The 23,333-nt window shown below is 40.7% G+C and carries 20 protein-coding genes; 4 read left to right on the plus strand and 16 right to left on the minus strand.

Annotated elements, in window-relative coordinates:
* Positions 1 to 400: 400 nt before the first annotated feature.
* Positions 401 to 1,519, minus strand: coding sequence for an iron-containing alcohol dehydrogenase family protein (locus tag GQR93_RS11725; protein ID WP_035444663.1), 1,119 nt, complete (start codon positions 1,517 to 1,519; stop codon positions 401 to 403).
* 341 nt (positions 1,520 to 1,860) lie between these two features.
* Positions 1,861 to 2,655, minus strand: coding sequence for a DUF3658 domain-containing protein (locus GQR93_RS11730; protein WP_159298796.1), 795 nt, complete (start codon positions 2,653 to 2,655; stop codon positions 1,861 to 1,863).
* Between the two features lie 122 nt (positions 2,656 to 2,777).
* On the opposite strand from GQR93_RS11730, the gene GQR93_RS11735 reads away from it, so the two are divergent.
* Positions 2,778 to 3,119 carry a hypothetical protein gene (locus GQR93_RS11735; RefSeq protein WP_004466550.1) on the plus strand — a complete coding sequence of 114 codons (342 nt, stop codon included), beginning with the start codon at positions 2,778 to 2,780 and terminating at the stop codon, positions 3,117 to 3,119.
* A 94-nt stretch (positions 3,120 to 3,213) separates the two neighbouring features.
* On the opposite strand, the gene GQR93_RS11740 is transcribed toward GQR93_RS11735, so the two are convergent.
* The 11 genes from GQR93_RS11740 to GQR93_RS11790 all read right to left on the minus strand — a co-directional run bounded on the left by GQR93_RS11740 (position 3,214) and on the right by GQR93_RS11790 (position 14,407).
* Positions 3,214 to 3,426, minus strand: a complete 213-nt coding sequence (locus tag GQR93_RS11740; RefSeq protein ID WP_004466548.1) for a hypothetical protein — start codon at positions 3,424 to 3,426, stop codon at positions 3,214 to 3,216.
* 35 nt (positions 3,427 to 3,461) lie between these two features.
* Entirely contained in the window at positions 3,462 to 4,238 is a 777-nt protein-coding gene (locus tag GQR93_RS11745; protein WP_035444662.1) for a DUF1828 domain-containing protein, read from the minus strand.
* Positions 4,239 to 4,257: 19 nt separating this feature from the next.
* Positions 4,258 to 4,698, minus strand: coding sequence for a DUF6978 family protein (locus tag GQR93_RS11750; RefSeq protein WP_147605405.1), 441 nt, complete (start codon positions 4,696 to 4,698; stop codon positions 4,258 to 4,260).
* A gap of 249 nt (positions 4,699 to 4,947) precedes the next feature.
* A complete protein-coding gene (locus GQR93_RS11755; protein ID WP_004466542.1) occupies positions 4,948 to 5,994 on the minus strand; it encodes a lipoate--protein ligase in 1,047 nt (348 codons plus the stop codon).
* 12 nt (positions 5,995 to 6,006) lie between these two features.
* Positions 6,007 to 6,879: an SIR2 family NAD-dependent protein deacylase gene (locus GQR93_RS11760; RefSeq protein ID WP_004466541.1), complete on the minus strand. Its 873-nt coding sequence runs from the start codon at positions 6,877 to 6,879 to the stop codon at positions 6,007 to 6,009.
* A 2-nt stretch (positions 6,880 to 6,881) separates the two neighbouring features.
* Complete coding sequence (locus tag GQR93_RS11765) at positions 6,882 to 7,667, minus strand: protein-ADP-ribose hydrolase (protein ID WP_035444708.1); 786 nt, start codon at positions 7,665 to 7,667, stop codon at positions 6,882 to 6,884.
* A gap of 48 nt (positions 7,668 to 7,715) precedes the next feature.
* A complete protein-coding gene (locus GQR93_RS11770; protein WP_004466536.1) occupies positions 7,716 to 8,048 on the minus strand; it encodes a glycine cleavage system protein H in 333 nt (110 codons plus the stop codon).
* A gap of 18 nt (positions 8,049 to 8,066) precedes the next feature.
* A complete protein-coding gene (locus tag GQR93_RS11775; RefSeq protein WP_004466534.1) occupies positions 8,067 to 9,290 on the minus strand; it encodes an NADH-dependent flavin oxidoreductase in 1,224 nt (407 codons plus the stop codon).
* Positions 9,291 to 9,456: 166 nt separating this feature from the next.
* Positions 9,457 to 12,594: an AAA family ATPase gene (locus GQR93_RS11780; RefSeq protein ID WP_004466532.1), complete on the minus strand. Its 3,138-nt coding sequence runs from the start codon at positions 12,592 to 12,594 to the stop codon at positions 9,457 to 9,459.
* The gene (locus GQR93_RS11785) at positions 12,594 to 13,727 is read right to left on the minus strand and encodes an exonuclease SbcCD subunit D (protein WP_004466530.1); all 1,134 of its coding nucleotides are present in this window, start codon (positions 13,725 to 13,727) and stop codon (positions 12,594 to 12,596) included. Before GQR93_RS11785 ends, GQR93_RS11780 begins: the two co-directional genes overlap by 1 nt.
* A gap of 146 nt (positions 13,728 to 13,873) precedes the next feature.
* A complete protein-coding gene (locus GQR93_RS11790) occupies positions 13,874 to 14,407 on the minus strand; it encodes a hypothetical protein (RefSeq protein WP_225430325.1) in 534 nt (177 codons plus the stop codon).
* A gap of 389 nt (positions 14,408 to 14,796) precedes the next feature.
* On the opposite strand from GQR93_RS11790, the gene GQR93_RS11795 reads away from it, so the two are divergent.
* The 3 genes from GQR93_RS11795 to GQR93_RS11805 all read left to right on the plus strand — a co-directional run bounded on the left by GQR93_RS11795 (position 14,797) and on the right by GQR93_RS11805 (position 19,429).
* Positions 14,797 to 16,512: a DUF5776 domain-containing protein gene (locus GQR93_RS11795; protein ID WP_004466525.1), complete on the plus strand. Its 1,716-nt coding sequence runs from the start codon at positions 14,797 to 14,799 to the stop codon at positions 16,510 to 16,512.
* Between the two features lie 118 nt (positions 16,513 to 16,630).
* Positions 16,631 to 17,497: a C40 family peptidase gene (locus tag GQR93_RS11800; RefSeq protein ID WP_050757964.1), complete on the plus strand. Its 867-nt coding sequence runs from the start codon at positions 16,631 to 16,633 to the stop codon at positions 17,495 to 17,497.
* A gap of 99 nt (positions 17,498 to 17,596) precedes the next feature.
* Positions 17,597 to 19,429, plus strand: coding sequence for an amidase family protein (locus GQR93_RS11805; protein WP_004466522.1), 1,833 nt, complete (start codon positions 17,597 to 17,599; stop codon positions 19,427 to 19,429).
* 151 nt (positions 19,430 to 19,580) lie between these two features.
* On the opposite strand, the gene GQR93_RS11810 is transcribed toward GQR93_RS11805, so the two are convergent.
* The 3 genes from GQR93_RS11810 to GQR93_RS11820 form a co-directional block, all read right to left on the minus strand.
* On the minus strand, positions 19,581 to 20,714 hold the full coding sequence (locus GQR93_RS11810; protein WP_004466519.1) for an NAD(P)-dependent alcohol dehydrogenase: 1,134 nt from the start codon (positions 20,712 to 20,714) through the stop codon (positions 19,581 to 19,583).
* Positions 20,715 to 20,961: 247 nt separating this feature from the next.
* On the minus strand, positions 20,962 to 21,990 hold the full coding sequence (locus GQR93_RS11815) for a D-cysteine desulfhydrase family protein (protein ID WP_004466518.1): 1,029 nt from the start codon (positions 21,988 to 21,990) through the stop codon (positions 20,962 to 20,964).
* A gap of 43 nt (positions 21,991 to 22,033) precedes the next feature.
* Positions 22,034 to 22,852, minus strand: a complete 819-nt coding sequence (locus GQR93_RS11820; RefSeq protein ID WP_035444661.1) for a transporter substrate-binding domain-containing protein — start codon at positions 22,850 to 22,852, stop codon at positions 22,034 to 22,036.
* Positions 22,853 to 23,333: the final 481 nt, after the last annotated feature.

Below are 23,333 nucleotides of genomic sequence, written 5' to 3' on the forward strand. Positions count from 1 at the left end.
TCTATAATTATGAAGACACCAGACGTAATCATCAAGTTTGTGCATAACAGCACGTTAACTTTTGAACCCTTTCGAGCACAAAAGAAAACACCTATCGGGGACGATAGGTGCCGTATTCATATTTTGGGGGTATATGAATATGAAGAAAAGTTACCTTCCAGATAGCAACTATTTTCTTCGGGGTAGCATGAACAGTAACACACTGTGAAACTATTCATGGCATAAATTATAGCACCATTCCAGATTAATCAACAGCGTATCATCATAATTATAAACGATTATTATATAAAACATTAATTATCATTCCGCTTAATTAATTTTGTTTTTATTTTTTCAATAAAAAAGGCGCCTACGAAACGCTTATCCAAAGGTTTCGCAGGCACCTATTCAATTTTATCTGTTAATTACCAACTGCCACTGATGCTTTATACTTATCAGTAATCTCTTCCAATTGACTAATTGCTTGAGCGACGTCCGGCTCCGTGACCTTAAACGGCAAAAGATGGATTGCTTTTTCCGGCGTCACTGTTTCAGCAGCAATTGCATGTACCAATTTGTCTGATGGATTCTTAAAACTCAATTCCTTGAGACTGCGTGGCAACTTCAGTGTTCCGTAAAGTTTCAACAGAATTTGAATTTCTTCAAAGTGCTTTTCCAGGGAAAGCTGTACCAAATTTCCATAGGCTACCCGTTCACCATGCAACAACGGCTTTGTTTCATCGAAAGTTGTCAATGCATCATGAACTGAATGAGAACCGGTGGAACGACTGTATTCATCACCCCAGCCGCCAACAGTTCCAGCTGTACATATAATGGTTTCAACAACACTCAACCATTCATCAGTCAGCTTGCCGGCTTTCATATCCTGAACAGCTGCAACCGAATTCTTCAACAAAACATCCTTACAGTTTTCAGACATCTGTTTGGAAATCGTCAGTGCCACATTCAATGGTCCCTTCTCTTCCAAATCCTTAAAAATTAATTCGGATTCGTAAAACTTGGCCAAGGTATCACCGATCCCGGCTACGAAGTAATCAATTGGTGAGTTTAAAATAACTTTCGGATTAATCAAGAGTAAATTAGTAGCATTATCATAAACCTCATGGTCAATATGCTCGCCATTTTCTTTATAACGCACACTCAAGCAAGACCATGGCGCACAATTACTGGCTAAAGTCGGAATCGTCACAATTGGCCGATGTTCATAATGGGCCGCACTCTTGGCGGTATCCAGAACTTTGCCACCACCAAGACCGATAATTAATTGGATGTCATTATCGCGTACAAGTCCTCTGATCCGTGCAATCTCTTCAGGTGAACATTCACCATTGAAATAAATATCGTGAACCGTGACTTCAGGATCCCATGCGGGTAAATATGGTTTTGCGGCATTCAGCGACTTAACACCGTGAAGAAATAGAACCCGGGTATAATCGTTATTTTTTATGTACTTCGGTAAGTAATCATAAGCGTCCAAATTTGACAAATATTGTTGTGGTCCGATGCGTGAAATGATCATATCATTTTCCTCCAATTGTTTGATACTTCGAGGCACTTATGTTAATTCATCCGAATAAAACAGGCTTTTCCGTATGTATGATAAAATAATTAATATAATAAAAGAAATTCTAATTCTAAATATTATGAATGTCAACTATTTTTTAGATAAAAGTAACATTCCTACGTCATTACCAATAGTTAATTTCAATCAAATTAACCATTGACTTCTTTTGACGGTTCATTACTTTGCCTTTGATTGGTTTGATTACTTTGAAGAAAAAAAGCTGCTTAACATCGACCACATAACAAAAATATCCTCAAATCTTTTAGCGATTCTAAGGACATTTTGGGTCATCATTATCATTTTCTAAGACGAATCAATTGTTTCATGGGTATTTTGCTTTGCTTGGCTTCCAGTTTCTCTTCATCAATTAATTTTTCAATCCGATACCAGTACCAGCCTTCCAAAATCCCAACCCCATAATGCAAAACGATCTTGCCAAGCAATCGATCCAATTCAGTAAAATCCGTTTTACTTGTTTGTTGATAGATAAACTTATCATAAAAAGTGACCGGTTGACTGAGTAAATGATCATTAATCAGAACCCGGATCGGCTGGTTCTCCTCTTGCAGCTCCTGCCACATGTAGCTATAATCCCGCCGGATGGATGCTGAAAGCTTCTGTTGTCTTTCAAATAATTTAAACTCATCAATCAGATCGCATGAAAGGCCACTAAGACCCTCATTTATTTCCAAGAGTGTTTGATTCTCCCGGGGAAAAAGTGTTGGCACTTTAATCTGCTCGACCTCATTTTCAACCGTTTTGAGCCGATCACATAACCAGATAAACCCACAATAATCAGCAGCTTTGTTAGTCCACCAAATGCGAAAAGAAGTTCCCGATTCAATTAACACTTCCAAGAATGATAAATTATCTCGAATCTTTTGAATCTCTTCTTTTACAGAATAACCATGCGTATTTCGTGAAAGTTCTTCTAAAAAAGAGGCTCTTGTTCTAACGATATTCGCCGTTTTGATATTTCCAAAATCAAGCGATAAAGGCAACGTCAATATTCGCTGCTTAACATGTTTTTTTCGATAATAGTATCGCAAAAGACCGCTAAACGTATCATCAAAAGTCACATCGACCGGCATATCTTCATCTCCAATGCATGTCATTAATGTCATTTTACAATAATTAACCACGACACTAAAGTTGAATTCCAAGAATCAATCGATTACCATAAAATTAATTAAAAATAACAAAGGTGGCTATTATGCAAAATAAAAAACATTTAACAGGACCACAAATCGTCGGCTGGATTATCTGGTGGTTTGTTACCATCCTGATCTTACTTGTATTAGTGGCAATCATGGTTTTTAATCCACACTCATGGATCACGAATACAGTTGCCGTTATCTTTGGCACGCTCTATGTCATCCAGCAGATCATTATGATTTTTTGCTTAAAAAGACTTCATCGAAACGACAACTATGCTTGGCCGATTGTCGCCATTGTTGTTGGCGTATTGGGAAGCATCCTATACATTATTCCCGGTATTTGGGCGCTTATGATCAATAACAGCGCGCAAAACCGCCACCGAAATACTATTAACTAACAAAAGGCAGCCTCTCGGATAGTGTCCGTTTGAGGCATGCCTTCTTATATTCTTATTAAATTCACTTTATCAGTCATTAAATTTTTGAATGCCACTATACCCGACTGGAAATAAACCGATAGGCCAACCAGCCGAAAAAGGCCAATGCGGCGACACCTGTTAACCAAAATCCCCAAATAATGACCTTGGTCAAAATAAAAAAGATCAAAATCAGTCCGATAAAACCGCCGAAGAATCGCAATAACGAAAACCCCATCCGAAAAAGCAGGTAAATCCAACCAAACATCAGGAACAATATCAAGCCCATCTTAAAGCCTCCTCAAATCATTCACTTATTTTAGTTTATTCAGCGAGTCTTTTAACAAATTCATTTCGCTTAGAAAACGGAACTGTTGTAATACTTTCAGAATTAAATAGATTAACAATCGTATCGTCAACAGGCGCTTCCTCATCATTTACAAACGCATAGAAATCCGTTTTTCTCTTAACTACTGGGACTGTTTGTCTAACATCCATTGCAACAGTCTTCGCATAATACTCATTATGTGGTGTATTTAAGACGCGAATTAGTTTGTCCGGAATATCTCTAATACCTGCAATTGAAAATTCGTAATGCAAAACCATCCCACTGATCCCAATTAAGTTTGGTCCGTCATAAGCTCGTATATCATTTTCAGTTAAAAATTCAGCAACATCGTTTACAAAAAGTTTGGAGACCCTCTCTTTAGATAACATAAACATATCATTTACAAAGAGCATTGCCTGTATAAGCAAGTTTTGTTTAACCGGATAATCACTAATGTTAGCATCAACGTACAACTCATGTGTCACTTCATTAAATTTAACAGAGTAAGACTTCAATTGTTCCTTAAGAATAGTCATCCGCTTCCTTGATCGCGTAATAAACATGCCATCACTTTCAAGGTCATCAAGAATATAACCGGCATCCGTTAATCGAACATTTCCTTCTACCTCACTGGCATATAGAATGATCGCATCATTATGTCGATCAAAAAACGGTGTATCAATTCGAATATAATTTTGATCTGTATTGGAAAAAGTAATCGATTTTTTATTGAAATCATTAACAGATTTCTCTAAATTATCTATCGTTATCATTCGATACACCTCCAGTAAGTTATTTTGGATATTCCGTAACATTAGTATAAGCCAAAAAGTCCTCAAGAGCAGCAAAAAGAGACGTGATATTATGGATTTCTGCTGGTAATGGAATTGCAATAACGTCCTTTCGTAACCCCTTTACAAAATGATAAACATGCATATGATTTTCCGGAATCAGTGTGCCGTCAGGATTCCTGTGAGTACCATTGTGAATATCAATTCGTATTAAGTGATCATTTGTTTGTTGAAACCTGATATGTAAGCTAAATCGTTTTGAATCGAACGGATTTCGATAGCGATGCAAAAAATATTCTATATGATTTTTAAAATCAACAACGGGTGTATCATCTTTAATACGCCCAATTAACGGCATGTCTTCTGGTATTTGCCGCGTACATCTTTTTAAAGATTGTAGAAGTTCTTTTACTTCATTATCCGTTAAACCACCTAAATCCAATTTGTCACGCCCCTCATGTTCTAGTTGGTACAAGTTAATTAAAGAAAAACAGGTTAACCAAATTGTTCACCCACTATAATTTTATTAATATATCATAACTTGATTCGTAATAAATATCAATAATTAATTCACGTGAAGCCATTAAAAGCCCCCATAAGCGCATGTAGAAACTCCTTGCTTATGGGGGCCATTAGTTACCAATATTTTCAATGATCACAATAAAACTTTTCAAACGCTATATTCTTAATGCTAACGCGCCGGCATGCTCTGCCCAAGGATCAAATCAACCAACTGCTCTGCTTTCAATCCATTAATATAATCATTCAAATTAACGGCTTTCAGTGCATCAGTTAAGTCTTCCCGACGCATTTTCGTTCCGATCAGCGTATTAAGTAAGGCCTGATGGTCGTCTTTACCGAAAAAGTCACCATAAATCGAGCAGTCTTTCATTCGACCGTTCGCGACATCAACATAAATTTCAACAGTACCTACCGAATCCAAATGTGTATCGTGCTCATACTTATATTCCGGGGCTGCCCCATAATTCCAATCCCAATTCTTATACTTTTTGGCTGCCAAGGCATCAATTTGTTTCCAATCGGCTGTGGTCAACTCATAATATTTAATATCATCATCGGTTTTCGCGCCCACAATCTTCTTGGTCATGATATGCATAAACGCTTCCGGTGATAAGTCCTGATAATCAGATGCCAAATGACTGCGAATGTCCGTTACTCTGGCCTTGACCGACCTAATCCCCTTTGAAATCAGCTTCTTTTCATTTGGTGTCAATGAACGCACCATGCTTTCATAATCAATATCCAGCAGGAGTGAAAAGCCACCATAAATCCGTTGGTTAACAATTGCCATTGCACCGCCGGAAATTTTCTTACCATCAATTGTCAGGTCGTTTCGACCGCTATCCTCAATGTTTTTGACACCCATTGATTGAAGTGCCTCAATTCCCGGTCGATACATTTTAGCAAAATTGCCGTATAAATCCGGCGTAGCGGCATCAGCCAGAAAGCAAAAATTAATGCCATGACGATCACAATAGACCGAACCGCCACCCGTATCTCGACGAACAACCTGAATGTGATGGTCGTCAACATATTGTTGATTGATTTCCTGACGGGCATTTTGAAATTCACCGATTTCGATTTTGGGATCACAGTTATATGGAAACAAAATCGGTTCATCCAAGAACAGATGATTCATGCACCATACCTGGCTGGCTAACGCTAAAGCACCATCGTAAATCCGTTTGCCGTTTCGTTTTAATTCAACAACGTACATTTTCTGCGCCCCCTACAAATGACCGATCACTTGCGTCATATCCTGATTTAATCGAAGGCTTTGTCCTTGGAGCTCTTCCGGGATCTGATAATCCTTCTGATTCAGCATGACATACAAAGCGTTGGGATTTTCCCGAGTCATCTTCCAAAATGGCTTGCGAATAATCCAAGGCGTTGTATTCCCCACACCAATTTCCAAATAAAGAACTTTACGCCCATGCCATCGGTCTAAAAAGTCATGATAGTTTTTCGCCTCCCGATGCCATTCTTCATCTTCCACCATCCCTGCATCCGTTCGCTTATTGACTTCAAGCGGTGCTCCGCAATTCGGGCATTTTGGAATCAAGCTTTCCGGCACCCGCAACTCTTTTTGCTCCCTAACCATCTTCCGAATCAAGTCATCATCCCGGTAAGTCACCGGGGTGCAAAATTTTGAACATTGCATTCTTGAATACTGTCCCTGATAGTTAAAAATCCGGTTGCGGTCAAAATGGGCTTTCTCCAAAGTGTTATCCCCATTTGTGTTAATAATGGTGTAATGGCGGTCACCATGATCCATGAATGCCCGAAAATGATGATACAGTTTACCTTCCGGTTGCTCAATACCGTTTAGCAGGACGAATCGACTCTCAAATGCCCAGTATTCCGACCAGTCTTCAAAGTCGGCCAAAAAGGCCTGCAGCATATCATAAAAATGGTACTTCTGAATAAAATCAGCAAAATGGGTTTCAAATCTCGGCCCAACGTAGCTGAAACCATCGGCTGCCGGCATTCCGGCACCAATGCCGACAACGGTTGCTTCGGCTTCATCAATCAAAGCCCGTAATTGATCAGCCTGACTACCGGTTTGCCCCAAAGATTTCCAAATTTGTGTTGCTTGAACCATTCTTATTCTCCCTCCAATTCATGAAGATAAAGTGCCTTATCAAGATCCGAATTGACCGCGAAAATGACGTCTGGTGCATTGATATGACTGCTTAAATAGTCATTCACCGTATTAACGGCAATTTGGGCTGCCAAATCGTGTGGAAAGCGAAACTCGCCAGTAGAAATACAACAAAAAGCCAATTCGGACAGGTCCTTTTGTTCGGCTAATTTCAAACAGGATTGATAGGAATCGGCCAACAGCTGCCTTCTTAATGGCGTAACTTGGTGAATGATGACCGGCCCAACCGTGTGAATAACAAATTTGGCAGGTAAATTAAATCCGGGTGTGAGTTTCGCTTTCCCTGTTGCTTCCAACCGTTCGCCAGCCATGGCTTTTTGATCGGCCAAACGCAATTGAATACCTGCTTTGGTATGAATCTGGTTATCCAAACAGCCGTGATTTGGGATAAAGCATCCCAGCATTCTCGAATTTGCCGGATTAACGATTGCATCAACCGCCAACTGGGTAATATCCCCCTGCCATAAATAGATTTTAGGCCGAATCATGTCTAAATCTGACTGATAAATGATTGAGGCAACATGATTTTCATTAAATAGATACCGATCCTGAACCCGCATAAAGGAATCACTTGCCGGTGCCGGCCCACGCAAGTTAAACAGTTTTCGCAATAACCGTTTTTGCGCCGTTGCATCATCGGAAATGACTTCGGGTCTCACATTGGCCGATTTCAATCGTTCCTGTTGCATATACTTAATTAAGAATCGTCGTCGCGCTTGCTGATCCAAGACACGGTCAACTCCTTTTCCCCATTTTTTAACAATCACTCAATCAATTCAGGCACCCTTTAGTTGATTAAAAGCGGACTCGTCAACATCCTTTAATTTAACCAGCCAATTTTGGCTGTCATCGGGAGAATTCAGCAGTTTTGGATCATCTTGTAACTTGGTATTTTTCTCAACCACTTTTCCGGCTAATGGAGACGGCACATCCAAAACGGTTTTGGACGCTTCTAATTTTGCTAACGCATCCCCTTTTGAAACGGCCTTTTCATTTTTGAATTCAACGTAACCGACCGTACCGATATCATCTTGTAATTCCGGCGTTAACGAAATTGTATACACACCATTATTTTCATCAACAAACAAGTAATCTCCACGTTTTTTCATGATTTAACATCCTTTCGGTTATTGATATTTATTAAAGTAATCCACATCACTCTGGTTGGTTTCAGAACGAATTTCATCCCGGGTTTTCTTGGAAAGTGACCCGCCGAAATCCATAAACTCCACAATGTCTTTGAAGGCGTTTGCAGGAATAGCTAAATCCGCCCACTTTTCTTTGGTCAGTGTTAAATCAATGTCATCTTCCCTACCGGCTTTTAACTTGGAAACAAAATCGGGTTCGGTAATAAACATCGATGACGCGCCGACCATATCTGCATGTTCGGAGGCCTCAACCGCTTTATCGGCAGAATTAATCCCACCGGTCGCAATCACGGGCACCCGTCCACGCATATGTCGCAGAACAACATCGTTAATGAGTTCACCCTTATGCTTATCGGAGCGAACCGTTTCCCTGAAAATATTATGACCCCAGCTGGCAATCGCAAAGTACTGAACATCGGCAACGTTGAGTAGTCGATCAAAGTATTGATTGAATTCATCAACACTGTAACCGATTTCCGAACCACGCGTTTCTTCGGGCGTTCCTCGAAACCCGATAATAAAGTTTTCAGCGTGCTCGTCATCGACCACTTTTTGAACGGCCTGCATGACCTCAACGCCAAATCGGGCCCGGTTTTCAATCGATTGCGGTCCGTATTCATCGGTTCGCTGATTGGAAAATTTTGAGAAAAACTGTTGTGGTAATAGTCTCTGGGCATTTGAAATTTCAACACCGTCAAAACCGGCTTTAATAGCGCGCCGAGTTGCGTTGGCATACTGGGAAACAACATGTTTGATTTTACGCTTACTCATTGCCAGCACATCATGCTTGACCGGTGAATTCAGATGCATCCCGCTTGGTCCATAAACCACGCCAAAGTCCTTAAGACTGATTCGGGCAAACCGGCCGGCATGTGTTAATTGCAAAATTGCTTTGGCACCACCGGATTTCATTGCTGTGGCAAGTCGACTCAAGCCTTTAATATACGTATCGTCCCTGACACTTGGACCATATTCAAAAAGCTGCGCGTATTCTTCAATATAGGCAGCCGTTGTGACTTGCAGCGGTGCAGAATTCACCCGACGCTTTGCATAAGCAACATCTGCATCGGAAATATAGCCCTCGCTGGTTGAAGCGTTCAACGTGATCGGATTTAAAGAGAACCGATTAGCCAATTTAATCCCATTTGGCAGCGTAATCGGCATGAATAATGGTGCATACTTAGTCGTCGTTGTTTGTGCCATATCTAAATATCCCCCTTTAATTTATAATGTAATAAATAATTGTACATAATTTAAGTATACCATGATCAAAGGGCATTTAACGTTAATGATGTAAACGGTTACTAAAGTGTAAAATAAAAAGACCATTTAACTGGTCTTTAGATACGTCTGCTAAGTTAACAACATGCTAAGGTGCCACAATCTTTGTCCGACTCTTTCCCTGACCTTCAGTCTGTACCTGAATTTGGTAGGGAATCCGTTCCTGTAGCATTGTGACGTGACTGATAATACCAATCATCCGGTTGTGGCTTTCAATATTTTCCAAGGCGGCCATTGCCATCGAAAGTGACTCTTGATCAAGCGATCCAAAGCCTTCGTCGACAAATAGCGTGTCAATACTGATTCCACCGGACTCATTTTGAATCACTTCGCCCAACGCAAGTGCCAAGCTCAACGCGGCAATAAAGCTTTCACCACCGGAAAGTGTATGAACGCTTCGCAACTGGCCGACATTATCGTCATAAACATCAATTTCAAGACCGGTGTTTTTCTGATATGCGCCTGCCTCTTTGTGTAATTGCATGGCATAACGTCCGGAACTTAACTGTTTTAAATGCTGATTGGCGACTTTGAGGATTTCCTTTAGTTGTGCCTGTAGAACATATCGTTCCAAGCCCAACTTGGCATCCCCGCTGCCATTAACCGTTTCAACCAACAGTTGAAGCTGGTTAATGGTCTCTTGTTGATCATGAATGGCATGATCATTTTTCTTAACCCGTTTTAATAGTTCATCATTAATCAAAGTCTGCCGATACTTTTCATCATATTGATCCTGTAGTTGATCCCGGGCTTGAACAAGTTGGGCAAGTTGGGTCTGTTCTTCTTTCAAATCAACCAGTTGGTGCTCACCCACAATTTTTTCGTACGTTGAAATTGATGCCGCAACATTTTTTAGTTGGTCTTGATAATGATCGATTTGTTTCTGAAGGTCAGCCAACTGCGATACATTTTTCACTGACTTCTCCAGCATATCCCAGCTCTTCGTTCCAAACTTTTTTAAAACAGCTGCTGTTATATCATTTTGAATCGTGTCTATTTTTTCCCTGGTATGGTCGATCTGCTTCTTCAAGCTGATTTCAGTTGCCTGGGAAGCAGCCAGTGTACGCTTGGTATCCTCCAGTTGGTTACGGTTGGTCTCAACCGCTTGATCATAATCGGCAATTGCTTGTTGTAACTTACCCAAGTGTTGATCCAAAGAAGCCAAGTCACTAAATTCGCTTGGTAAGCGATGTGCAACATCATCCAGTTGAACGTCATATTTTTGCTGAGTAGACTGTGCGTTTTGATAATCTGCCTTTAATTGGTCGACTTGCGGCATCAGTTGATCCAGATCCTGTTTAATGTGGACCTGTTTTTCCTGTTCGGCTTTCAAATCATCCTGTTGTTTTTGAATAACATGTCGTTCACGCAAATTTTTTTCATTATCATCGGCAACTTGTTGACTAACAGCCGCCAAGCTATCCGGGGTCTCCTGCAAAATGTGTTCTGCCATGAGTTCGGCAACCAGTTCCTTAAAGGTACTATTGATCTGTTGGTCCTGCTTATCAGACTGCTTGACCTGTTCGTTAATTTTGGTTCTGTCAGTGGCTTGTTGATTTTGCAGCTGCTGTAAATGGGCTTCTGCGGTTTTAATGTCATCATCACTGACACTGGGTAAGTCGGCAACGTGTGCAGGGCTTGGATGATCCGTACTTCCACAGACCGGACAGGGACTTCCCGGCTCCAATTGTTTAACCAAATTGACAATCTGATTACTTAACCAATTATTGCGTAAAGCCGTATACGCAGTCTGGGCATGGTCTACCTGAGCGGTTAATTTGAGCAACTCATTTTGACTTTGCCTAATTCTTACTTTCAACTCATGATTGGTCTGCTGGTCCAAATCCAGTTTAGTCAGTTGCTTGGAAGCCGTTTCCAAGGTTTTGGCTGTCTGAGTCAACTCGTTTAACTGCTCAGTCAGTCCAACAACTTGAGTCAGCTTTTCGGTAATTTGATCATTTTGTTTTGTCAGATCAGAGACCCTTTTCTGTTTAGCCTCAAGCTTACGGCCAGTCTTTTCAACGACTGCTTTTGCCTGCTTCAGTTGATCCCGTAACTCACTCGCCTGTTTAAATATCGGTCGTTGATTCTCCAACACCGATTTCTGACTAAGTCGTTGTTCTTGCTCAGGCTTTTTCGCCTGCAAGTTAATCTGTTGTTTCGACTGCTTTTCAAGTGCTTTGGTTCGAGTTTGGCTTGTTTCATTGACTTCTTTTAATTTTCGCTGATCATTTGATACGTCACTTTGTAATTCCTGAAATTGTTCATATTTGGGTTTCAAATCTTTCGCCCATTCCAACTGCGCCACCTGCTCGCGTAATTGATCATATTGAGGCTGCAGGGCTTTTAAATCAACCTGCTGATGCCGTTGATCAGCCAACTGATTAATCTGTTGATTCATCTCACCATCTGCATGAAACTTTTGATTGGCTTCTTCATAACGCTTCTGGGCAGACTGATGCTGTGCTTTTAAGTTCTTTAAAGCTGTATTGGCTTGTCCCTGCTGCTGAGATAGGATCACTATCTGATCACTAACATTGCGCGCCTTAACGTCATCCGGTGCATCATCCAACCAGACCACTTTTGCCAAATCATTGTCAATCGCCTGCTTGGCATCTTTATTTTTAGTGTTTTGCTTCTTGAGCATATCCCTTAGTGCATCACTCCACCTTTGATAAAGCTGAGTACGAAAAATTTTTCGCAAAACATCTTCTTTATCAGAGCTGGAAGCGGTCAGAAAGCGTCGAAATTCTCCCTGCGGCAATAAAACAATTTGAACAAATTGTTCACGACTGATTTGCAGAACATCCAGTAATTTAAGATTGATGTCCCGCATTTTAGTCATCTCATCGGCTTTTTTGCCATCCTTGAAAATCTCAAGTTTTCCGCTGCTTTCAAATATTTTGGTACCGGTTCCCCGTTTCTTATCCAACTCTTGTTTAGGGAACCGGTTAATCCGATAAGTCTGTCCCTGATGCTCGAATAACAGGGTGACTTCTGTCGGTGCCTTGGTATCCGCAAAATCCGAGCGCATGCTTTGCGGTGTTCGATCATCACTGGCACTGTCGCCGTACAAAGCAAATGTCATCGCATCAAAAATAGTCGTTTTCCCACTACCGGTTTTCCCGGAAATCAAAAAAACAGAGGCCTCATCGAGTTTGGTGAAGTCAATTGTTTCATTTTCATATGGTCCAAAATTTTTTAGTGTTAATTTTAACGGCTTCACTATTTAATGCCCCCATTGTCAGCAATTTTTAACGCTTCCTGTGCCCATTTGATTTGTTGCGATGACAACTCATCTTTTGCAACCTGTTTGTAAAAATCACCTAACAAATCCATTGGGTCTTTTTGTCGAATCTGCTCACCACTTTCACCGGAATCTTCAATGTCGGTTTCATAACCATCCGCCCGATCAAGGGAAATAATGTTTGGATAAATGTCACGAAGCCTGGCCATGACGTTTGGAATCGGTTTGCGGTCTTTTAACGTGATCCCAAAATAGTTATCCAGCTTTAGATGCTCATAAAAATGGTTATCTGCCAACGTCTCAAAATTTTCGGTTAATTGTTGAACATCTCTGATCGGCGTTAGCGGCTTAAAAGTCAACTTGAACGGTTCTGTATCGACAATAAAGACACCCTTTTTCTGATTGGCTTCAGATAATGAAAACTTCACGGGTGACCCGCTATAGCGGGCATTTTCCGCATGTAAAGCATCCTTACCGTGTAAATGTCCCAAAGCAACATAGTCAAAGCCCTCTAATAGTCCAACCGGAACAGCTGCCAGTCCACCCACTTTCAACTGGGTTTCCGAATCAGTGGTCGCACTCCCATCCACAAAAAAGTGGGAGATTAAAAGATGCTTTTTATTAGGATCAAACAAGGACTTCATTTTATTGACAATCGGCACAAACGCTTGGTCCAAATGCTGTAAGCTGTCGTCATTAAAATATTGTTGTGCATCGAACGGTTCAAAATATGGTAATAAGAACAGTTGCGTGTCTGGCAACTCGACAGGAGTAAATGCCTGGTCCAACCGGGTATGCATATAAAATTGGGTACTTTTGAACCACGGTGTTCCGGTTGAAAGGCGAATAGCACTGTCGTGATTACCGGAAATAGCGTAGATTGGTAACTTGTCGACCAGGTTCAGCTGCTGCAGCATGTGATTAAGTTGAGCTACAGAAGCTTCAGCCGGCATACTCCGATCGTATAAATCGCCGGCAATCATCACACCATCCACGTGTTCGTTCAAAGCAATCTGCTCAATTTGTTTGAATGCATGGTTTTGTTCATCGGTTAAATCAAAGCCATGCAGCCGACGGCCAATATGCCAGTCGGCAGTATGTAAAAAGCGCATATCCGCTACTTCCCTTCAGTTTTTAAACTTTTTCAAATCAATTCAATTAGATAAATGACCACTATCTCTACGACAATGTTAATTTCCCCACAGAACCAAAATGTGTCTTAATTATATAACAAACGTACGTTCATTTTAACCATTTTTTATCGATGGACATATCTGACCAATAACCGCCCATTCAGAATAATCGCATTGTGCGTCACTTTCACTTTAATCGATTTTCCTCTAGTCACTGAAAAAATTGGCTTGCCATCGTGATTGGCGATCTCAATCAATTCTACTTCTTTCTCATTGGTACTAACCACCCTATAATATTTCGTCTGCTTATTTAAATCGATAGAATTACATAAAATGTTATCAACAGCAACGTTTAACGAATTCACGGCCTTTTGAGGATAGTCCCTTAATCCGCCCTTTCTGATTTTTCTTAATAACAACCTCAAATCATCAATCACATCAAGCGAGTACATATTTTCGTCTTCATATTGTGTGATGTAACGAAGGATTTTCGGCAAATCCCTGGGCAAGAAAAATATTTCTGATTCCGGAACTGTATATACCGTCACCTCCGAATTAATTTCTCGTGTAAAAAACGACAAGTTGCAATGTTTCATTGCAAATTCGTTGTAGTTAATAAAAGCTAATTCCAGATACATCATCAATTCATTATTTCTCATTTCAGTTTCCCCGATACACTTCATATATAGCATAAATTATCATTTATATTATAAACATGATCATGACGTTATATACGATTGAATCTCCATATTTCATAAAAGCTTCAATTTAATTTCAAAAAAAGGTCACATTTTTTCTGCCATAAAAATCAATCGAAGTAAATTTCATTGATTTAATAATACTTTGCAAAACTTCCAATCCATCAGAATAAACTATTCGGAAAAAACGACAAATGTTTCGCTTACATGACAACATTTACATTTTCTGTCAAACTTTCTATCCTAAATTGACATATTATGTTGTGTAACTCAATAATATCAACATACATTAACGTCTTCATATCACTAAATGGTGTCAGACGGTACAGATATTCTAGGAGGGGTTTAAAATGAAGGCTAAATACTTCATGATATACATTATTTTATTTCTGCTATTTATCAGCAGCATGGCAATGACATCGCTTAATAGTATTGAGGTCTACGCAGATACTTCAAAAAGCAGTAACGCAGGCTACAAGAATCTATTAAATGCGGATTCAGGAGTCGGTAACATTGAAAACATAAACAATGACATTGACAACTACACGCCCAATTCCAGTCATTCATATGACAATCGCTTAAAATCAGAAGTTTTTTACATTAATTTAACGGCAAACTTTGAATCCGGCGGTGAAATCACTATCAGTCCGGATTATTCAAATAATCCCGGATCGGATGTTCCTGCAATCATTGGCAATGCATACGTATATAACAGTGATTCGAAAGAAACGGTTCCTTTATACACGGATAACACAACCAGTACGCCTTCAAATAACGGATTTTCAATGATTAAATCAGGAAATGATTACAAAATATCAATTCCAAGAAATGATAAGATTTCAAACTACACCATTGTTTTTACAATATTACCCCTCACTTCCGGAAATTCAGTTGAGCTGCATCCATCCTACGGTGCTGATTTGACAGCCCAAAATAACGATGGGAATGTAGATGGCAGTGCTTATTCTAATGAACATGGCTGGGGGATTCTTTGGGGACAAATGGAGAATAGCAGTACTCCGGAAATGACAAGTTCAGCAACTGTCACACAAGGTGATCAAATTCCCCTATCATCTTTTGTAAAGGATTATAAAGCAACCGAAAATCAGCAATTTGTTATTCGAGACAGCGAGGGTAAGTTATTAAAAACTACTTCGAAGTCAGTCGATAATTGGACAAATTTACCCGTTGGCAAATACTACCTGACTTACTACACCCAAGATCAGAATAATGACAATATTTGGAATACAACAATCATTACAATTAAAAATCCGACACCTCTTCCTGATACCAATACCAACACCGATACCGGCAAACAAAACACGACACCGACTGAACCAACACCAACTAAAGGTACTGTAATAACACGCTATGTTGATCAAGATAGTACTCGGATTGCACCTGATCACACCCAAGACGGCATCACAGGTGAACCCTATAAAACCACTCAAGAGTCAATTAGTGGTTATACGCTCAGCGAGATTCCGGGGAATGCCACTGGAACCTATACTGACGGTACGGTTCTTGTAACTTATGTATATTCAAAAAATGCGTCTATAGCTCCAAGCATTAATAATAGTCAGGTTCCGGTTAAAGGAGAAGCAGTTTATGCCATTAAAAAAATCGGTTTATACAAAAGCCCTAATTTTTCAAAGAAAAACAGAATAAAATGGTATGGGATTGCCAAGCGGATTAATAGAGCCGAGTTTATCATTCGAGGATATAAGCGAGACAAATTTGGGCATCTAAAATACCGTGTACAGCAGTACAATCCTTATACGCAAAAGTATGTGAACGGAACAAGGGGATATATATCTTCAAGTTCAAAAGATGTCATTTCCGCATATTATGCTTTGGTTCCAAAACGTCAAAAAATCACCATCATCAATAAAAGGGGCATTAATTCCTACAAGAATCAATCATTAACAAAAAAAGTAAGTCACCACAAAAGGGGAGAAACGCTACTCGTTAAAAAAATCATTCAATACAAGCTTTCAACTCGCTTTATATTGGCCAATGGGTCTTATATTACTGCCAATAAGAAGTTCATCCTAACAGAAAAATAGCCATGCGCAAAATTATATATGCGGTAAATAGCTAACGGGGTTTATAATTAATTTATAGGCCCCGTTTTTGGTATTAGAAGCGATGGCCAATATACTATAGCAAAATGGGGTAATCAAATTGTCGTTAAAAAAGTGCACACGTTTCATCTTTTTAATCTTTGCCACAATTCTCTTTGGCGTCAGCGTTCTCTCACCTAACAATGCCAACGCTTCATCAACCAACGATATTTTCCGAAGCGCTTATAATATTGGTCGGCAAAAACATATCCTGACCAACACAAATATGACTTTTAAAGACTTTAAAGCCATCTGTAAGAACAGTCTTTTCCCTAGTTTCCTCAAACAACTTAAAGCAAATCCGGAAACAACCTTTCAACAATACATAGCAAAAGATCACTACGAAGTTCCGATTCATCGTGTTGGGGATCATCCTCAAACAATTTCACTGAAAAAGGCTAATGTCACCGCTTCACAAACTGATAACTCATCAACCGATCAATCAGACTATCAAATGGAGCCGGGAGACATTTTAATCATTTATGGGACCAGCTCCTTTAAAGAAGCCAAAATATTCGGCCACTGTGCGATCGCTATTTCTTCCAATGACATTCTTCATATGCCCGGAATGAACCTGGGTACTCAGCAATGGACAAAAAAACGCTTCTTCGATTACTACACCGGTCGTGGCTCTTACATCGAAGTCTATCGGATGACAAGTCATCCCGAGTATGCCAAAGAGGCTGCTCAATACGCTTATAATGATATGTACAAAACGGATAGTCCCGTTTATAATCTCGAGCCATGGTTATACCAAAAGGAAAAATCCTATTGTTCTAAATATGTCTATCTCGCCTATTGGTTTGGCGCTGCCCACGCTGCTTTAAAGCGGTTTGTTACCGGATTTCACTATATTATGCCCCATCATCTGATTTATGACTTTTCAAGTGGTTATTCGCCGGCGGATATTTATAAGGTAACCGAATAAGCAAAGGCAAATTAAAGATTTAAAAGGGATTGACCACTCTTGTGAAAACGCTTAACATATTTAGTGGAGTAGTTTCAGTGTTGTTTCAAGGAGGCAATCATGAAGAAACAGGGTATCTTTACAAGTTATTTAAAAAAGTCATTTCTACTAGGAGCATCAGTAGTATTACTTGGATTTGTCACTGAAAGTTCACTCACTATCAAAGCGGATACACCAACCACAACGACGTCAGTCACAAATAAGTCTGCACCGGACATTTCAAATGCGACCTATTATAAATCTTCAGCGACTCAACTCGCTAAAATGGTTCGCAAGGGACAGGTCACACCTACACAATTGATTGCCCACGCTGTTGCCAAAATCAAAGCAGATAATCCCCAATTAAATGCGGTTATTTCCATGAGAGAAGATCAGGCAATACAAGAGGCCGCCAATCTAAAAGATACGGGACAACCATTTTATGGCGTTCCTTTGTTGATCAAAGGCCTCGGTCAACCAATTAGCGGCTCTTCAAATACTGACGGTCTTATCGCTTTAAAAAATCGGACGGCCACCACTACCAGTTCATTTGTTCAACGGTTGCAATCAATGGGCTTTATTGTCATCGGCCAAACTAATTTTCCCGAACTTGGTTTAATCAATATTACCAATTCAACGCTTAACGGTGTCGCCCATAATCCGTGGAATCACGCGGATAATACGGGTGGTTCATCAGGCGGGGCGGTTGCCAGCGTGGCAGATGATATTGTTCCGGTTGCCACAGGTAATGATGCCGGTGGCTCATTGCGGATTCCGGCTTCTTGGAGTGGCGTTATCGGCCTGAAACCAACCCAAGGTGTTATTGAAGGTGACGATACAACGCCGTCCACGGTTAATTTTGCCGATGCTAAGAACATTCAGGATTTGCAGACATTATTTGATGGTTTGTTAAGTACGTCTGATCATTCGGGCGCCAACATGCTAAAAGCCGTCCCAAGTCATTTAAAGAAAGTTCCAATCGCTTACTCAACCAAATCACCTGTTAACACGCCTGTCAGCAAGGATGCCGTTAATGCGGTTAAGCAAGCTGTTACATTCTTAAAGTCAAAGGGGTTTAAAGTTGTTCATGTAAACTCACCCGTAGATGGTGTTAAACTGATGCACATTTATTACCTTGAATCAACCGGCACCGGTACCGACGCTAATAAGCTTGTTAAAAGCGCACTAGGGCGGGATATGACATTTGACGATGTTTCCCCTATGACCTGGGCACTTTATCAAGCTGATCAAAAACAACCGACCAATGTTGATTCAATCGTAAACAACGAATTCAACTTGGTTAACCAACAAATGACCGCTTTTCATCAAAAATACCCACTGTACTTAACGCCAACCACTGCAGTGACGGCACCTAAAAATACTGATCCTGCTTATTTGCCAGAGTATGTTGAAAAGCTCAAGACGATCGGTAATCTTGACCATGATCAGCAGATACAAACCATCTATGATGCGTGGCTTCATGGATTAACCAAAACACCTTTCACCCAACTTGCCAACATCTCAGGGGAACCGGCTATCAGTCTACCAACCTATGTCAGCAAACAAAACATGCCGCTTGGGATCCAGTTTGAAGCGGCAAAGGGTGAAGATAAGCTCCTTTTAAAATTAGGTGCTTATTTCCAAGATCATAATCAATTCAAGTTTTTAGATAACTACAAGCAATCCCAGACAAGTTCTACCAAGCCCAAAATTGCAATTGCAAAAACCCAACTGACATTATATAAAGATAAGAACCTCACTAAAAGGGTTAAAACCTACCCGTTTAGAAGCAAACAATCCGCTCATCACTTCAAATTATTGGGAACAGTTTTCTCAACAAATGGTGCAACTCGCTATCAGGTGAAGGGTGGCTATATTACAGCTAATCCAAAGTATGTCACAATTAAAAAATAACGCACTAAAAAGCAGCAGCCTCATTTTCCAATGAGGCTGCTGCTTTTAATGCTCAATTAACCGGCAAAAAAGTGTCCACCAAAATCGTTTATGATAAGCGAACACTTTTAGCTAAATCAATTAAAATTGCAGATCAATATGACACTTTAGTTTATTCACCGGGTTTGTAATCCTGATCAATAATCATGACGGGCTTAATAACCGAGCCATCATTCGAAGCTTTGTTTGCTTCATTAATTTGCTCGAAAGTATAAAACTTCTCCAGTTTATCAAATGGGAACTGTCCGGCTTTCCAGAAATTGATCAGTTTTTGAAGAGCCAATTGTGGAATTGCATCCCCCATCAATACGCCATCCACGTGTTTTTGAAGTGCAGTTAATTCATTCCACGGCATAAATTCCAATGTCTTTGCGGTAACAGCAATCGGTGCCAAGTGACCGCCCGAAGCCAACGCGGTAATTGCTTGGTGCATAATTGCAGAAATACCAGTCGTATCAATAGCGAAGTTAACGCCTTCACCATTTGTCAATTCTTTAACCTTATCAACCCAATTCTCTTTCAAACTGTTAATCGTATCGGTAGCACCAAGCTCTTTTGCCATTTCCAGACGACTATCATGGATGTCGACACAAATAATCTTGGAGCATCCCTTGATCTTTGCAGCCATTAAAGCACCTGAACCAACGGCACCGGTCCCGACAATTGCAATCGTGTCGCCCTCTTTTGGTTTCAACCCGTTAAAGACGGTTCCCGAACCGGTAACAAAGCCACAGCCTAACGGTCCGACTTTTCGTAAGTCAATATCCTTATCAATCACGGTGACGTTACGCTCTTGAACCAGTGTTTCTGTCGTGAACGATGATTGATTAAAGAAGTTGTGGATAGGTGACCCATCATCACGGGTAAATGCGAATGAGCCGTCTGGACGGGTTCCAGCCATGTTCAATTTGGCCCAATTAATACAGGAAGACGGATGACCGGTCAGGCAGTTGTGGCAAGTACCATCGTAGTCATATGACAGAATAACGTGATCACCAACCTTAACCGTGCTGACCTGTGAGCCGACTTTTTCAACGATTCCGGCGCCTTCGTGTCCGACAACGCCTGGATAAGGATACTCTCCGGCAGAACCGTTTCGAACAGCTTCGTCGGTATGACAAATTCCGCTGGCAACGATGTGCACCAATACTTCGTGGGCTTTCGGCTGATCATCGACTTCCAAACTTTCCAACTTGAATTCAGCATTCAACTTTTCGATGACGGCACCTGTAATTTGTTTAGCCATAATTAAAACTTCCTCTCAAAAATAAAACCGAACTATAATCATCCTGTAAGCCCTTCCACCATTTTCAGAATACAACGATTTTTATGCGGTCACAATCATTTAGACTTGTAATTTTATGCACAATTAACAATGACACAACAAAAAAACAAGCGGCCTACCTGTAACCGCTTGTTATAAGGCGTGGATAATTATTCACATAAGAAATAATCAAAAGTCGACTTTTTCCTGTCACCGTGCTATTGATTAACTACACAATTTCCCCAACAATTTTATGTTCCGCAAACAGTGCTGAAACACCTCCCGTATGCCAGAAAACAACGTTACTTCCGGGCTTGATTTTCCCGGTTCTGACATAGTCCAGCAATCCGGCAAAGGCTTTTCCGGTATACACAGGATCAGTTAAAATACCTTCAGTTCTTGCCAGTAATCGAATGGCATTCGAACCGGCTTCACTCGGAATTTCGTATCCGTCACCAAAGTATGACTGATCAAAATGGGCATCTGTCAGTGAAATTCTGGTCTCAAGATCCAATAACCCCAACGCATCATTTCCCAGATCAACTACTTTTTGATAGTGGCTTTCCGGCTTGGGACTCACATTTATCGACAATATTTGAGTTGGATGGGCTTCTTTGGAAAATACTTTTGCGCCTGCAATCAATCCGGCTGCCGTACCGCCTGTCCCACTGCCATGGACAACATAATCGATCGCCACATCGGGAAGTCGGTCAACCAGCTCTTTGAAGCCAAGCACAAATCCAACCGACCCAATCGGTGTTGCCCCGCCTACCGGAATAATATAAACGTGATGCCCGTTCGCTTCCAAATGCTTCTTTTCTACCAGGGCCTGCTGCATCGATATCTCATCGGCTTGTGCTTCGGTACGACCCTTCATCGAAACATAGTGGATTTGAGCGCCTAAAATTTTATCCAGTAAAATATTTGCCCGATCATCCTGTTGATCATTTGGCGTAATGGTCTCCAAATATAAAATCGTGTTTAGGCCAAGTCGATTGGCTGCCACAGCCGTTTCCATCGCGTGGTTGGACTGGGTGGCCCCAAATGTTATGACCGTATCAGCTCCTTTTTGACGCGCATCCCCCAACAAATATTCAAGCTTACGGATTTTATTGCCGCCGAATAGATTGGGACCCGTGAAATCATCCCGTTTTAAGTACAGATTAATGCCCAACTGTTTGGACAAACGATCCAGGCGATGGACCGGTGTTGGGAAGAAGCCGAGTTTCTCTTTAGGAAGCTGTTTACAAACTGTCATTTCTATTAATCCTTTCTGCTTACCTTAACGATTAATGTCATTTCTATTTAGTCGTAATGTCCTTGCTGAAATACTTTTGCGACAAACGCTTCAATGTCCCGTCTTTTCTGAGTTGGTCGAGAACTTTGTTAAACTTATCTTTTAATTTTGGTGACTTTTTATTAAAGAGGCCGGAAATTTTTGCCGGCTTCTGTTCGGAATCCTTCAGTAATCGATACTTAAGCCCTTTAATCGAGTTGTCTTTGGCATATGTCAGCAATGCCGATTCCGCATTAATTGCGCCCTGTGCCCGACCCTGTTTGATTAAATCCAAGCTGGTCTGGAACTGCTCCTGTGGCACGATAACTGCGCCAAATTTCTTGGCAATCAGCTCATTATCCGATCCTGTCGCTTCGGCAAATTTCTTGTCTTTAATATCCGCAGTCGTTTTAATGGCATTACTTCCGGAACGGGTAATTAAGACATAACGTGAATACACATAGGGCTTTGAGAACAGGTACTGTTTTCGGCGCTCCGGTGTTTGGGTGATATTATTCAATACCACATCGTACTTGCCGCTGCCCAGACCGGCAATCAAACTATCCCATTTTGTTGGAACAAAGTTTGCCTTGACCCCCAGTTTCTTAGCGACTGCCTTTCCAAGTTCAACCTCAAATCCGGTAAGCTTGCCATCTTTTCGATAGGAATACGGCGGATACGTCCCCTCAAGTCCGATCGTCAGCTGCTTGGATTGTTTAAGTTCCGATCGATAAGTACCATTTTTTGATGACGATGAGCTTGAACCACAAGCAGTTAAGGCCACACCTGCTAACGCAATCCCCACAACCAACAGTGATCTTTTTAAAGCCAACTTTAATTTCATGACAATTTCCTCCCGATATCCCGACTGACTTCTAACGACTACCCTGATTTTAAAAAAAAGTCCGCCCCCATGCACCAAAATGCATAGGGACGGACTTTCCGTGTTACCACCCATATTTGCGTCAATCAACGCCTCTAATTGTTAACGTGACCAATCTCACGTACCTTGAGCTTTCACTCTTGGTAATCACTCCGAGTTCATCTTCAAACAACGTTCTGCTCTGCCCTCTCACTAACGACAGTCGCTATCAGCATCTTTATTGCCCTACTCTTCTCATCACAGTGATAATGATTAAATATTGATTAGATTCTTAAATGTTAATAAGTATTCTACACTAAGAATCCGGATTGTCAATATAATTGCGTCATCCGGCTTCGAAATCTTGACACCATCCCCGCCTTCCGCTAAAATTAATGTATTCTATGCGAAAGGAAAGATAGCAATGACATCTCACGTTTATCAAACTTGGCAAAGCCGGTAA

This window comes from Lentilactobacillus hilgardii, from assembly GCF_009832765.1.
In the GTDB taxonomy this organism is placed as follows: Bacteria; Bacillota; Bacilli; order Lactobacillales; family Lactobacillaceae; genus Lentilactobacillus; species Lentilactobacillus hilgardii.